The following is a 14,867-nucleotide window of genomic DNA, read 5'->3' as shown; positions in this document are numbered from 1 at the left end:
TTAATACCAAACTTAATACTTACAATTTACCCATTTAAAATAATTTAATAAGGATTCCTCTTTATGAAAAAAATTTTTCAGCCACTCCTGTTAATTTTTATTTTTTGTACAAACTCAACAAATATTTTTCCTCAAAGAGAAGTCGAAGAAACACTTCTTGCAGAGGTTGATACATCTACCTTCATAAGAGAATCATTCATTGTAAGTCCTAACGGCAAACATATTGCCTATGTTATCAGATCAGAAGGCGGGCTCTGTGCGGTGCTGGATGGTAAACCTGAAAATAAATACGACGATATTATGAATCCACTTGTATTTAGCCCTGAGGGAAACAGACTGGCTTATATAGCAAAATTAAATGACGAATATTTTGCAGTTGTTGACGGTGCTAAAGGAAAGCATTACAAAAGTGTGGAAAATTTTATGTTCAGCCCTGATGGCAAACGAACGGCTTATGTTGCATCAAACGACTTAAAACAAATTATGGTGGTTGATGAAAAAGAAAGTAAGCCATATGACATTATATATGAATTTATTTTTAGTCCGGACAGCAAACGTTTTATGTATAGAGCTTCGCTTCTACCTTATTCTTCTGTAGTTGTTGACGAAGTTGAAGAAAAGCAATACGATTACATATATTCACCTGTATTTAGCGCTGACAGTAGACATTATAAGTATATGGCAGATGAAGGTGAAAAAAAATTTTTAATTGTTGATGGAAAAGAAATAAATAATTACGATAATTTAGATAGCTGGAACCATTTTAGTCCGGATGGCAGCCGGTTGGCTTTTGTTGTATTGCAGGACAGCTCCGCATTTGTAGTTGTTGATGACAAAGAACAAAAAAAATATAACGGCATAAGTGATCTTCAATTCAGCGATGACAGCAAGCATTTAGTTTATTTGGCTAATGATGTTAATAAATCATTTGTTGTGCTGGATGGAAAAGAAGGGAAACAATATGATTTTATAGTAGGAACATGGTTTAGCCCTGATGGAAATCGACTGGCGTATCCGGTAAAATCTGGAGATAAATGGTTGGTTGTCGTTGACGGAATCGAAGGTAAAAGTTATGATGATTACACAGCCGGTACTTTAACTTTCAGCCCGGATGGTAAGCATTTTGCTTATTTAGCAACTCTTTCAGAACAATTTTATATGATCATTGATGGTAAAGAAGAAGGCCCATACGTAGAGGTTCGTCAGATCCAATTTAGTCCGGATGGCAAAAGGATGGCTTACATCGCTTACGCAAACAATGCATTCGCTGTTATAGATGGCAAGCAAGGAGAAAATTTTGTAAACGTTGGTAATGTAACATTCAGTCCCGATGGAAAACACACTGCATATATAGCCGTCAGGGGAAATAAAAACTTTGTAGTCGCAGATGAAAAATGGATGAACGAGTATGATGAAATTGTTATCGCTGGTGGAGACAAGATCATATTTGACTCTCCGGAAAGTTTCCATTACCTCGTTGTAAAAGGAACAAGCATTTACTTGGTTGAAGAAAGTTTTTAAATAAGGAAGAAAAATGAAACTATTAGTGGTTGATGATGAAAGCGATGTTCAATTCCTGTTCCAGCAAAAGTTCAGGAAAGAAATTAAATCTGGTGAGGTAGTAATTAACTTTGCTCTCAATGGGACTTCTGCACTTGAATTATTGGAGTCGATTGATAATCGCCACGAGTACCTGATATTGACCGACATCAATATGCCAGAGATGAATGGAATAGAGTTACTGAGAGAAATTAAAGCTCGTTATCCTGACCTAAAAGTTTATATGATTACAGCATACGGAGATGAAGAAAATTTCCGGATGACAAGAAATCTTGGAGCAACGGATTATTTCACCAAGCCGCTCCAATTCGACCTGCTGAAAGAAAAACTAAATTATCCAAATGCAATTTAAGGGAAGTTTAAAATGCAATTAGCAAAAATTTTAGTTGTTGATGATGAACCGGATTTGGAATCACTTATTCTCCAGAAGTTTCGAAGCAAGATTAAAGCAAAAGAATACGAATTTCATTTTGCTCAAAATGGATCTGAAGCTTTGGATAAAATTGCAAATGATGGAACGATCGATCTGATTCTTACCGATATTAATATGCCTGTGATGGATGGGCTTACTTTGCTTTCTAAAATAAATGAGCTCAATAACAAATTGATGAAGTCTATCATAGTTTCTGCGTATGGCGATATGGAAAATATCAGAACTGCAATGAACAGAGGTGCTTATGATTTCATCACAAAGCCAATAGATTTAAAAGATCTTGAGATCACCATTGAAAAATCCCTGAGCGAGATTAATCTTTACAAACAAGCAATGGTGAGCCATAATAAACTTGTTGCACTTCAGCAGGAGCTTGACATTGCAACCACAATTCAGACATCAATACTTCCAAAAACTTTTCCTGCATTCCCCGACAGAAAAGAATTTGATATTTACGCAAAGATGATTCCTGCAAAAGAAGTGGGTGGCGATCTCTATGATTTTTTCTTAATTGATAAATACAGGCTGGGAGTTGTAATCGGCGATGTTTCCGGTAAAGGAATTGCTGCTGCACTTCTGATGGCTGTTTGCAAAACATTAATTAAAGCAACTGCATACAAAGGTTTGCCGACTGACTCGGTTCTATTTGAAGTAAACAATTTGCTCGTTGATGAAAGTCCGCCGAATATGTTTGTTACAGTTTTTTATGGAGTGCTCGATACAAGAAACGGAGCTTTTGAGTATGCAAATGGTGGTCACAATTCACCTTATTTAATCTCTAATGATGGAACCACTAAACTGCTTGATGATGTTGGAGGATTATTGCTCGGGACCATTAAGTCAACAGAATATCAATCAAACATAATTATGCTAAAGCCGGGAGAAAGTATTTTTTTCTATACTGATGGAGTAACAGAGGCTTTCAACAGCAATGAAGAAGATTTTAAAGAAGAGAGATTACTTCAATCACTTAAAATAAATAGTGTTTCAAGCGCTGAAAAAATAGTTGCGAATGTTTTTGAGACAGTGAAAAATTTTACAAACGGTGTTGAGCAATCTGATGATATTACCTGCCTGGCATTAAAATATTTGAAGAGATAGTTTAATCATTAAAAGATACATTTAATCCAACATTCAATTTTTATGAAATTCGAAGATCATTTTTCTGAGCTGGCGGAAACATATTCCAGATACAGACCTTCATATCCTAAAAAACTTTTTGAATATCTTGCAAGTATTTGCAAACAACATCAATTAGCATGGGATTGCGGAACTGGAAATGGACAAGCAGCAATTTCACTTGCAGACTATTTTGATAAAATTATTGCAACCGATGCAAGTAAAGAGCAGTTAGAACAATCATCAAAACATCCAAAAATAATTTTTAAAAACGAACCGGCTGAAAAAGTTTCTGTTGAAAATTCAAGTGCTGATCTGGTTACAGTTGCTTCGGCAGTTCACTGGTTCGATTTTGAAAAATTTTATTCGGAAGTAAAAAGAGTTTTAAAACCTGATGGAATTATTGCTGTTTGGGGATATCATCTTTTTACAATCACTCCGGAAATAGACAAACTATTAATTAAATATTACAGAGAGATTTTAAAAGATTACTGGCCTGAACAATTCCATTATGTTGATAATCGCTATGCAGATTTGCCTTTCCCATTTGATGAATTATCTCCACCCGAATTTGAAATGATAACTGAATGGGATCTTAATCAGGTTGCTGGATTTTTAAGTAGTTGGTCAGGAACAAAAATATTTCAGCAGAAAAAAGGTTATCATCCACTAAAAGAAATTTGGGAAGAGTTGCTTTTAGCTTGGGGAGATGAAAAACTAAGAAGAAAAATTAACTGGACTTTATATTTGAGAGTTGGAAAAGTTAATGGATAAAATTTTGGGAAAACGATTTTATTTGATTTTGGTTTCATTCTGAATACCTTTTCATCAACATTGAAATATTTTTCATTTTAATATCGCAAAATTTATTATCCACCACTTCAATTCACTAAATTTAATTTAATTCCCACCAGAACGAAATTGAATTCTTGCTATGAAAATTATGAGCTAAAAATAAAAAGCCCCACAGCACTCACCCTATTGTGCAGCGGGGTTTTTAAGACGACAATCAATGATTATGATTGGTCGTTAAACGTTATCTGTTTCCTTAAATAGCTGATCTATTTCTTCTATTTCTTTCTTTTGCGATGACTTGATTTGAACAGTCAGGATGATGATGCTTGTAAGCAGTATCCCGAGTAATATGAAAAAAGTTGTCATTGTTCTCCTGCTATAGTTATTAGTTTCTTATGCTTCCCAACCTGTGTGCCAATGAACCCTCAAACTTAGAAAGTATTTCCAGAAGCAACCATTTTTGTCGTCGCAATTAGTGGATATTTGCGGTTAATTTTACTGAATAATAATTGATTGATAATTTATTGATGAGATTGATGGACAAATTAGTCGTCACTGAATCGAGATTTGCGTTGTGTTCGTTAATCACTAACAACTCTTTTATAATTTATTCAGTTAAGCTTGCAAGCGCATCTTTGAAGGTGTAATAAACTTTAAAGACTGATGATATTCCACTAAAGACAATAGATTTCGATAAAAAGTTATCGTTAATAACCAGTACTATAGTCCCGTTGCGTTCTTTCATTTTACGATAAGAATAAACTAATGCGCCAAGAAAAGTGCTGTCAACATATTCACAAGCGGCTAAATCCACTATTATTTTCTGATAGTCAAACATATCCTCACTTAAAATCTCTTTTATATCATGAGCTTCATTCAATGTAGCTCTGATTAAATTAACTTTCTCGATTACTATTCCATTATGAATAGTTTTATTGATTGCTTCCATGTTTCCAACAATTTTTACAACAAGTGATAAATATCAGACAATGTGTGTGCCAGCCAATGAATGATTAAAAATGCAGGATTGTCTTATGGTTGGTGATTTATTATTAGACAGAAATCCATCACGAATATTATTTTTGGACAGCGAGGTAATTGACAACACGCAATCATTATTCGTCAGGATTAAACTAGTAATACAAATTGTTTAAATATTATCCGGCGGAAAAAAAATTAAAGGCGAGTGGCTAACCCGCCTCTGCATAAATTATAACCACTAAATAATTGCAACTATTTCACTAAAAGTTATAACGGAGCCATGAAACATTACCTGGTGTTATCGAAGTAAAATCATCTTCTTCGTTTCAATGAATCTTCCTGATTGCAATTGATAAAAATAAACTCCACTCGCAAACCTGCTTGCATTAAATTCAACTGAATACGTTCCTGCGTTTTTATATTCATCAACCAGTACTTCAACTTCTCTTCCAAGAATGTCAAATATTTTTAAACTAACATTATCGCCATTCGGAATTGAGTACTTAATTGTTGTTGATGGATTGAATGGGTTTGGGTATGATTGATAAAGAAAATAATCTTCAGGAATTGTCTGTTCAACTTCAACGCTCACTATTGAACCATAGCCGATTGCTGGAGCCCATCCAAGATTATTATTTTCATGAACTTCATTTGTTACTGCATTTTCCTGATCAATGACAACATAAATTCTTAAATTATTCATCGGCTGATTTAACGGAATTAACCATGGTACAAAAACATTTCTGTAACCGCGTGCTGCAATTGTTGTGTCAACCGTAGTCTCGGCTATCAAGTTGCCGCCATTGTTTGGAATGCCATCATAAAATTTTAAAGTGAATGGTGATGTTATATTCTGTAATCCAAAATTTCTTACCTTAGCCATTATATAAACTGAATCGCCACCCTTGGGATTTATTTTTGAAAGAAAAATATCTCTTGATCGGTATCGGTATGTTGTATCATTTCCGGGAAGTGGATAACCTTTCTCCGGATCGTATCGCCACGGCAGACTAAACGCGAGATCTGTTTTACCACCGTAATTGTTTTGCCAGAATGAATTTCCTCCGGAAGGAAGTTGAGTAACTTTATAATCCAATGCAAGCGCACCATAGGAAGTCCAATAAGCGTACGGTTTAACATAATAAGTACCGCTGGTTCCGTATTGTGGATCAAGGTGGCCCAAGTCTCCTCTTACTTCAAGTGATTGCTGAACCCGAACTGTTTGTGTGTACATTTCTCCATAATTGTAGTGACCATTTACTTCGACTTCAACTCCTGCTTCGAAACCACCAAAATCTCCTGACAAATCTAAAGTTGCACCAACTTCCAAACCTGCATCCCAACTTGTATCAATACTATTTTCACGGAATGAGGAAATTAATAATGAAACAAAACTGTTACCTGTTGAGCCGATTGTTTGTTCCGGAAAATCTACTATTACCCGTGATGTATCGAATGTATTTGATGATCGGTATGAAAGTACATTACCTGTTTCGTGATCAGGTTTGAATTGACTGCCAAGTAAATCATCATCCCTAAGTTCTATCCATAATGGTCGTGCGTTTTGCGGGATTGTGACAAGAAAATATCCAATGGGTGCTGGATCAACACCATCATACACCGGGTATTCATAAAAATCTATATCATAGACATTTGAATAAATCCAGTCGTCACCTGCGGCCACTCTTCCGGTTGTTATTGTATAAGATGTGCCTGAAGATTCTTTAGCACTGAATTTATCTCCATAAGTTGCTTTTACTTTTTCTTTGAGGATAAGTTGTGATGACGTTATACTTGCATCGCCGCCCCAGTCTTCATGAACTTCTGTTGTAATAGTTGTATCCGTAGTAGTTGATTGAATATATGTTGATGTAAAACCACAATTCTGATCAGGATAACAATCACTAAGATCATGAGTAGTTCCATTTAAAATGTCATAATGAATTGGTGGAGTATATAACACAACAGTTGGTTGCATTACTCCGCTTCTTCGATAATGAACAGGATCGCCCAATCTTACTCTATCGCCATCAAAATCTCCTAAAGCAATTGCATATTTTCTTTCATTAAAATTTGATGAAATCGGCTCTTCGAATAATCTTCTGGCTTTTAGTGTGTATGTGGTGAGTGTTGTGTCAAGACTAAATACGTGCATCTCAAAATGCTGAAGTCCGCCTGGTTCGTTATCGATAAAACTTTTTACAACTACAATTTCTGAACTGCGATCAAGATCCATATCATCAACAGCAAGAAAGGCATCGGAATAAAAATTCGATCCTTCCGTTGACACATTTTGCTGCGATTTGTATTGAGTATTGAGATCACTATCAATTGCATATACATAGAATGTTGAGCCAGACATTAAAACCAGTTCATCGTGATTATTCTTATCAAAATCTCCTGCACCAACATTCATCTGCGGCATTTCGTTAGGACCAACTACATTTCGTGCAACTCTTTTTGTATCATCGATTGTCAGAACATCCAGATTATCACTTATGTCAATAAGATATACGTATGTGTCGTTTCCCGGCTCTTCACCCTGGAAGAAAGAAAATCCGAATGCTGCTTCCTCTTCTGAATCACTATCAAATGAACCAGTTATGCCGTCAATGTTTACCTCGGTTACATTATAAGCAGGTTCTTGAAATACTTCCTGTGAAGATTTTCTAACAAAATTGCCATTATCATCTATTGTATAAATCGTAATCCATAGTGCCCAATTGTTTGAACCAACTGGTTTTAAAAACATTAAAGCAATGTCATCGTAACCATCGCTGTTAAAATCTCCGGAAACTATATCAAAATTATTTAGAAATAAACTTGCTGTAAAAGTTGTCTCGTCATTAATACTTCCTTGCAGATTAGGGTCGAGATCATCGGGGTTAAAAGAACATAGCTGAAGATGTATTGTTGTATCCGCACCCTGAAATGCAACAATAAATTCATCCTGCAAATTCCCGAAAAAATTTCCTGTCTCAACGTGTATTTTATTTTTTTGATAAGATGCAAGTCCGCTCAACGTTAATTCATTAGTGTTTGACCAAGATAAAGTTGCAGAGTCAATTTCGGGAACAGAAATCCGGACTGTATTGTCGCCTGATTCCCAAGCGGCCACAATATTCTTACAATTTTTATTTAGAAAGTTTCCGGTAGCAACAGCAATCGTTTTTCTGCCGGTAATTGATGAATCTATTTGAAGTGATTTCTTTCTTAAAGTAGAATCAACTCCTCCTGGATGTGTTAAATCCAGATCATAAATTCTCTGATAACAAAACTGATTCGTTGAATTTTCTCCCTGGCTCCATATCATTATTAACTCATTAGAATTTACAAGGTCTCTAACCTGGCTAAGCCTGTCCTTATATTGAGAAAAGGAGATTGAGCTTATGATGAGTGGTATTATAATTCCCAGCATTGAAGATTTGAGTAGATTAGATTTCATATAATCACCTCAGTTGTATAGTTTATAAAAACAAATATTAGTGCCTTATTGGGTGCTGAATATAAAATGAAAATTTTATATCTGAATCAAAATTTGTTGTGAATTAAATCGGGAGGGATAGATAATTTAGAACTATAAACCTTCTTCTGCATTTTATCAGATTTTAATCCTAATATGTCCATTTTATTTTTTAAAAACAATGGGCGACTCATTTAAATATTAATTTTTAATGTGAATCTATTATTTGAGAAGGATTTGTATAACGAATGAACTGACTGGTTTTTATCGGGCTATTTTTTCCATAAGTAAGAAATTAATGTGTTAAACTATCACGATAAAAATCAATATTGAAGATGCAGAAGAATTAATTTTATATAATTCTCCTGCACAGAAATAGATTTAATTTTTGGCTGGTTCAGTTGTGGTTTTAATATTTTCGACGTTCCCCATTTTACAATTGCCATTAAATATAGCGCCGGTTTCAATCGCAATTGCTTTTGAAAAAATATCTCCCTCTATATTGGTTTTAGCGTCCATTAATAATTTTTTATTTAAATGTCTGATATTAATTGACTTCGCTATCTGATCAGTGTCATTTTTTGGGTTTCGACCAAAGAGCCAGCTCTTAACTGATAAAAATAAATTCCTGATTTTAATTCCGAAGCATTAAAATTAATCTGATAATCAGCAGCTTGTTTTGTTTCATTTACCAATACCGCAATTTCGTTTCCAAGAATATCATACACTTTCAGTGTAACAAAAGCAGTTACCGGAACTGAATAATTAATTATTGTACTTGGATTAAATGGATTTGGAAAGTTTTGTTCTAATTTAAATTGATTAACAATTGTTTCGTCATCATTAACTCCAACAGGATTTCGAACTACTATCGCTCCCGTCATTCCCATAGACTGGTGAGGTTCACAATAATATGGGAAACTGTCCACAGTGGTAAATGTGTGAGTAAATTCCCAGGGTGCTGGTGCTGCTGGTCCGCTGAAGAAACTATTATCTTCAGCGCGAACATTATGTGATCCTGAAGTGTTTGTCCATTTTACAATATCTCCAACCGAGATTGTCAGATATTGTGGAGTGAAAGAAAAATTTTGAACCGCAACATTGTGTGTTGTTTGGGAGTAAAGAAAACCCGCCGATAGCAGGAAAAACAGTAAAAAGATTTTACTTTTAATCATCAATGCCTCTTTAGTTTATGTATATGTTTTATGATAGCGTATAAAAAAATGACTTACGTTATCGCAATTGTAAATTAGAGAAGAATAATTAATAAACAAATATCAATTAATATATGTTGTCAGACTGACCAAATGAATTATTTATTCGAATTGAATTCTCTGATAATCCTCTCTCAATTTTTCAAGAATTTTCTGGTATTCGCTTTCTTTTCCTGTTAATTCCTTTAATCCCTCTTTGGCTTTTTCCCTGAGCAAGCTCCGATCTATTTCCCCATTTTCGATTCTGGGAAATTCCTTCAGAAAAATTAATTCGTCTGGTTTCGCAATCGTTCCGATTTTATCAGAGATATAATTTCTTAGTTCTTCTTTCAGAAGAGGTGTGCTTTCCAGATTATTGAGAGTTACAAATACAACAATCGCGTTTTCAGTAATTTCGTCAGATCTTTTCACAACCGCTGCTTCTGAAACTGATGGATGTGTCAGAAGCACTTTTTCAATTTCAGAGCCTCCGACTCGGTTACCAGCAGCTTTTATAACATCATCAACTCTTCCGAGAATCTTTATGAAATTTTCATTCTCCCTCACTGCTGCATCACCAGTAAAATAACTCCCTTTAAATTGCTTCCAGCAATTCAGACTTGTTTCTTCTTTGTTATCTTTTTTCGTTGTAAACATTGATGGGCAACTATCTTTAATAATAAAATAACCAGCTTCACCTTCAGCGACAGATTTTCCATTTAAATCCACGATATCCACCTCCACTCCGGGAAAAGGATAACCAGTATAGCCGGGACGAAATTCAGATGCGCCGGGCAATGGTGAAATTATTATAGAACCTGTTTCTGTTTGAAGCCATGTATCCACAACCGGACATTTTTGATTTCCGATGTTCTTATATAACCAAAGCCACGTATTGCTTTGTATAGTTTCTCCTTTTAGTCCAATTAATCTCAGACTTGACAAATCGTGTTTGAATACCCATTCATCACCAAGTTTAAGTAATGCCCGCACGGTTGTTGGGTTCACGTAAAATACATTTATTTTATATTTTGAAATTAACTGCCAGTATTTATCTGGCTCAGGATGTATAGGAACTCCTTCATAAAGAAATGTTGTTATTCCATTTAGAAGAGGACCATAAATGCTGTAACTGTGTGCTGATATTTTGCTGATATCGGAAGCTGTCCATAGAATATCATTCCCTTTGAGATCAAAAATCCATTTAGCAGTCAGGTAAGTTTGAACCATATAACCGCCGGTTGAATGAAGAATGTTTACAAGATCTCCTTTTGGTCCGTTTGTGAACAAGCTGAACATCGGGTGTTGAGATTGCAGCGGGACTGCTTCACATTCATCGGATATTTTATCAATTTCGTTTTGCCAGTTTATTTCGTTTTCCTGAATCGGTTTTGTTTCCTGTACTTTTAACCTTCTGAACAAAATAACTTTTTCTATTAAGTTTGTGTTCTTAAGTGCGGAATCCACTTTGCTTCTTATGTCAAGCTGATTACCTTTTTTGAAAACATAATCTTGTGTAATCAATAACCTGCAGGAGAGATGATTTATCCTTTCGGAAAGCGCAATACTGCTGAGGTCAGTGTTCACAACAGAATGAATTGCTCCAATTCTTGAACAAGCTAGCATTGCAATTATCGATTCCGGAATTACCCCCATATAAATAATTACATTATCACCATTTTGCACACCGTATTTCTTCAGAACATTTGCAAATTTGCATACCTTGGTATAAAGCAATTGATAAGTGAGTATTTGGCTTTCGCCTGTTTCACTTTCCCAGATTACCGCGGCTTTATTTCTTTTTTCGGTTGGTAAGTGTCTGTCAAGACAATTATAGCTAAGATTAGTTTTTCCGCCGACAAACCATTTTGAATTAAAAGCTTTGCCTTGTTTTACTTCTTTCCACAAGTTAAACCAGAATAATTCCCTTGCTTCGCCGCTCCAGAATCTTTCTTTATCGGCAACAGAAAATTCATAAACATTTTTATATTGATTGTGAGAAGAAAAATGAGCTTCCTCTTTAAATTCTTCAGAGGCTCTGAAAATATTATTTTCGGGTTTTTCCTGTTGGAATGAAATACTATTATAAAATTGAGTGTTGTCTGACATTTTATTTATTTGTTTTCTTTGACTTTATAAATTGAAAGATCAGATATTGAAAACGATAAAGTGATTGAATAAAAATCTAATCTTCATAGAAATTATTATTCCTGATTTTATTTTTATTTGAAGAGACTTTTGATAGATAGAATTCTTAGTTAATATTAATTATTATGTTCAAAAAAATACTGACTTCCGGTTTTATTTTCATATCTCTGCTATCAAACTTAACAGCACAAGTTTACTATTTCAAAAAATACACCACGTCAGATGGACTTGTTCAGGGAACAATACGAGTTATTTCACAAGATTCTTTCGGAAGAATGTGGTTTGGAACGGCAGAAGGTGTAAGCATATATGACGGATTTTCTTTTTATAATTATGGAATAGATGATGGATTGCCAGTTCCTGTAATAACAAGTTTTCTTGAAGTAGCTCCTGGTGTTATGCTGGTCGGTACGCTGGGAAGCGGAATTGCTGTTTTTGAAAAAACTCCCTTTAAAAAAGATATTATTAAAACGATTTTAAACAATAAAAAATACCTGATAAGTCCATACGTTAGTCAAATTACCAGAGACGCAAAAGGAAATATCTGGATTTTTACAGATGAAGGAATTTCAGAATGGATTTTTAAAGATAGTGTTTTTACCCAAGTCAGACATCAGGATAAATTTGGCAAACTTGGTAAACTTAACATATTACGTGCAGCATTTACTGACAATGGTGAAAGTTATTACGCTACTGATATTGGTCTCGTACGAAAACACAATGATCAATACGAATTCGTTTATCCTGATTCCACACAAAAAAAAGAACCGGTGTTTTATGTTTATTTTGATAAAGATAAAAGACTCTGGTTCACTACTATAAATAAACTTTACTTCCTTAAAGAAAATAAAATAACCGATTTTTCTAAATCTCATCCTGAAATCACAGTGCCTTCAATTTCCTATTGTGAGGATAGATATGGTAATTTAAGAATTGGTATGCTCGGAAGTATTTTCTTATTTAATGGCAACAGGCTGGAAACAATTAATCATAATAACGGATTAACCGAGACAAGTATAATCAGCTTATTCTATGATAATGAAAATAATCTTTGGATAGGATCGCTTGACGGAATGAGCAAACTTACGAACACAAATCTGAAGTTCATTAAAAATCAAAAGCCACAAACATATTTTACGTCTGATGTAACTCAGATTGACGATAAGCTATTAATTGGTTCGAATTTAGACTTATACGAAATCAAAGATTTCTCTCTTGCACCTTCAACTTTTACTGTAGGAATCGGGAAAGCATCATATAATAGAATCGGCAGATTTAATAATGACCTGTGGTTTGCTACAGACAGAGGTGTATTTGTAAAAAATAAATCCGGCGTTTTGCATTTTACCAAAAAAGACGGCTTGCCCCACAATTTCATTTACAATATTAAGCAGGATTTAAACGGAATAGTTTGGATAGGCTCTCAGTCCGGATTGGCTTATTGTAGGAATGGACAGATCTTCAACTTTAGTAACAAGTCGGAAGAAAAATGGAATTTCTCTGACTCAAAAAGTAAAAATATTCTTTCTAATACAAGCATCAGATGGTTGATAGTAGGTGAGGATAATTCTGTTTGGGTTGGTTCGTGGGCTGACGGATTGTTCAGGATTAAAGCTGATTCCATCTTTCGCTTTACTGAAAAGAACGGGCTGAATGATCTTCATATCAGAGGACTGTATATAGACAGCAAGAAAAAGTTGTGGGTGGGAACACGTTATGGCGGAGTTTTTATTTGTGACAACGGAAATTTTCAGCAGCTTTCAATTAAAGATGGGTTAAGTAGTAACTGGGTATTCTCAATTCTGGAAGATGATTTTAATAACTATTGGTTCTCTACAGCCAATGGAGTAAATAAATTTGACGGTAAACATTGGTTAAAATTTGATGCGAGCGATGGTATCTCTTCGGGTGAAATAAAATTCTCTACAAAAGTTGAAAGTGATTTATGGTTTTGTTCCTGGAGTCAGATTTTTTGCTATAATACCGGAAACAACTATGCATTCGATTCAAAACCTAATATCCATTTTACGCAGATCAGATTATTGGATGGAGAGCTTCCCGACAACCCGAACTCCGATTCAACTGGAGAATTTCGATTTGAAGATCTGGGCAAACAGACTATTTCGAAAAATGAAATCATCGAATTAACATATTCAAACAATACGTTATTCTTTGAGTTTGCAGGAACAAGTTTCAAAGATGAATCTAATGTCAGGTATGATTATATATTAGAAGGATTTGATAAAAACTGGACGTTCAACACACAAAGAAATTATCTCAGCTATACACATCTTCCTCCCGGAAAATATTCCTTCAAAGTTTATGCGATAAATAAGGAAGGTCTTAAAAGTTCTAATCCTGCAGTTTTCAACTTTATAATTCTGGCTCCATTTTGGCAGCGCTGGTGGTTTATCGCACTGTCAATAATTGTTTTTGTACTGGTTGTTTCACTTGTCAATTATATTATCTATCAATATAAAATCCGGCAGGCGCTTAAAGTCGAAATATTAAGGACAAAAATCTCCAGCGATTTACACGATGAGATTGGTACCAGCTTATCAAGCATTGCAATATTTACACAGCTCATTAAACGAGAATCCAAATCCGGTTCTATCCGGGCGGTTGAATTGTTAGAAAGAATTGAAAATACATCACGTGATTTAATAGATAAAATGAGTGACATTGTATGGGCTGTAAATCCAGGCAATGACAAATTTGAAGATGCACTGCTTAAGTTAAAAGATTATTCAGTAAAAATTCTCGAATCAAAAGGAATAAACCTGGAGTTTAATCTTAAAGCAGGAAACGAAAAAATAATTTTGCCGATGGATGTCAGAAGAAATCTGCTTTCCATATTTAAAGAGGTGGTTACAAATTCTGCTAAGTATTCAAATGCTTCAACTGTAAGAATTGACTTGAGATTTTATGAAAAACCCACTCGGAAAATTTTGCTATCAATTGAGGATAATGGTGTTGGGTTTGACATAATCAAACAAGTTGAGGGGAATGGATTGAAAAATATTAAACACAGGTCAAATGAAATTAATGCTAAACTTCAGCTAAACTCATCGCCCGGCAAGGGAACGAAAGTAATAATTGAAATACCAATTTGATAAATCACATCTATATGTGATTGACTATTTTTAAATTATTAGTGACTTTAGATACAGTTAAT

General features: G+C 34.6%; 10 protein-coding genes. 5 read left to right on the top strand and 5 right to left on the bottom strand.

Annotated features, from left to right (window positions below):
• The first annotated feature begins 63 nt into the window (after nt 1–63).
• Genes HND39_06455 through HND39_06440 form a run of 4 tightly spaced genes read left to right on the top strand, consistent with a single transcriptional unit; the run spans nt 64 to nt 3,886 of the window.
• Complete coding sequence (locus HND39_06455) at nt 64–1,521, top strand: hypothetical protein (protein QKJ95951.1); 1,458 nt, start codon at nt 64–66, stop codon at nt 1,519–1,521.
• 13 nt (nt 1,522–1,534) lie between these two features.
• On the top strand, nt 1,535–1,912 hold the full coding sequence (locus HND39_06450; GenBank protein QKJ95950.1) for a response regulator: 378 nt from the start codon (nt 1,535–1,537) through the stop codon (nt 1,910–1,912).
• 12 nt (nt 1,913–1,924) lie between these two features.
• Nucleotides 1,925–3,094, top strand: coding sequence for a SpoIIE family protein phosphatase (locus tag HND39_06445; protein QKJ95949.1), 1,170 nt, complete (start codon nt 1,925–1,927; stop codon nt 3,092–3,094).
• Nucleotides 3,095–3,136: 42 nt separating this feature from the next.
• Nucleotides 3,137–3,886 carry a class I SAM-dependent methyltransferase gene (locus tag HND39_06440; protein QKJ95948.1) on the top strand — a complete coding sequence of 250 codons (750 nt, stop codon included), beginning with the start codon at nt 3,137–3,139 and terminating at the stop codon, nt 3,884–3,886.
• Nucleotides 3,887–4,514: 628 nt separating this feature from the next.
• Here the strand turns inward: HND39_06440 and HND39_06435 are convergent.
• From HND39_06435 to HND39_06415, 5 genes are all read right to left on the bottom strand, one after another.
• Complete coding sequence (locus HND39_06435) at nt 4,515–4,856, bottom strand: STAS domain-containing protein (GenBank protein ID QKJ95947.1); 342 nt, start codon at nt 4,854–4,856, stop codon at nt 4,515–4,517.
• Between the two features lie 330 nt (nt 4,857–5,186).
• On the bottom strand, nt 5,187–5,591 hold the full coding sequence (locus tag HND39_06430) for a T9SS type A sorting domain-containing protein (protein ID QKJ97907.1): 405 nt from the start codon (nt 5,589–5,591) through the stop codon (nt 5,187–5,189).
• 3,141 nt (nt 5,592–8,732) lie between these two features.
• Nucleotides 8,733–8,870 (bottom strand): hypothetical protein, encoded by a 138-nt coding sequence (locus tag HND39_06425; protein ID QKJ95946.1) that lies wholly within the window; start codon nt 8,868–8,870, stop codon nt 8,733–8,735.
• 41 nt (nt 8,871–8,911) lie between these two features.
• Complete coding sequence (locus HND39_06420; GenBank protein QKJ95945.1) at nt 8,912–9,526, bottom strand: T9SS type A sorting domain-containing protein; 615 nt, start codon at nt 9,524–9,526, stop codon at nt 8,912–8,914.
• Nucleotides 9,527–9,667: 141 nt separating this feature from the next.
• Nucleotides 9,668–11,653 (bottom strand): acetate--CoA ligase, encoded by a 1,986-nt coding sequence (locus tag HND39_06415; GenBank protein QKJ95944.1) that lies wholly within the window; start codon nt 11,651–11,653, stop codon nt 9,668–9,670.
• Between the two features lie 164 nt (nt 11,654–11,817).
• Here HND39_06415 and HND39_06410 point away from each other — a divergent pair, with 164 nt between their 5' ends.
• Nucleotides 11,818–14,805, top strand: coding sequence for a hypothetical protein (locus HND39_06410; protein ID QKJ95943.1), 2,988 nt, complete (start codon nt 11,818–11,820; stop codon nt 14,803–14,805).
• Nucleotides 14,806–14,867: the final 62 nt, after the last annotated feature.

Source organism: Ignavibacteriota bacterium (assembly GCA_013285405.1).
GTDB lineage: Bacteria > Bacteroidota > Ignavibacteria > Ignavibacteriales > Ignavibacteriaceae > IGN2.
This window is presented reverse-complemented; position numbering and strand designations above follow the sequence as displayed.

Coding starts and splice junctions, on each gene's coding strand:
- HND39_06445 (QKJ95949.1), top strand. CDS start 1,925: ATGCAATTAGCAAAAATTTTAGTTGTTGATGATGAACCGGATTTGGAA.
- HND39_06425 (QKJ95946.1), bottom strand. CDS start 8,870: ATGGACGCTAAAACCAATATAGAGGGAGATATTTTTTCAAAAGCAATT.
- HND39_06410 (QKJ95943.1), top strand. CDS start 11,818: ATGTTCAAAAAAATACTGACTTCCGGTTTTATTTTCATATCTCTGCTA.
- HND39_06455 (QKJ95951.1), top strand. CDS start 64: ATGAAAAAAATTTTTCAGCCACTCCTGTTAATTTTTATTTTTTGTACA.
- HND39_06415 (QKJ95944.1), bottom strand. CDS start 11,653: ATGTCAGACAACACTCAATTTTATAATAGTATTTCATTCCAACAGGAA.
- HND39_06440 (QKJ95948.1), top strand. CDS start 3,137: ATGAAATTCGAAGATCATTTTTCTGAGCTGGCGGAAACATATTCCAGA.
- HND39_06435 (QKJ95947.1), bottom strand. CDS start 4,856: ATGGAAGCAATCAATAAAACTATTCATAATGGAATAGTAATCGAGAAA.
- HND39_06450 (QKJ95950.1), top strand. CDS start 1,535: ATGAAACTATTAGTGGTTGATGATGAAAGCGATGTTCAATTCCTGTTC.
- HND39_06420 (QKJ95945.1), bottom strand. CDS start 9,526: ATGATTAAAAGTAAAATCTTTTTACTGTTTTTCCTGCTATCGGCGGGT.
- HND39_06430 (QKJ97907.1), bottom strand. CDS start 5,591: ATGAATAATTTAAGAATTTATGTTGTCATTGATCAGGAAAATGCAGTA.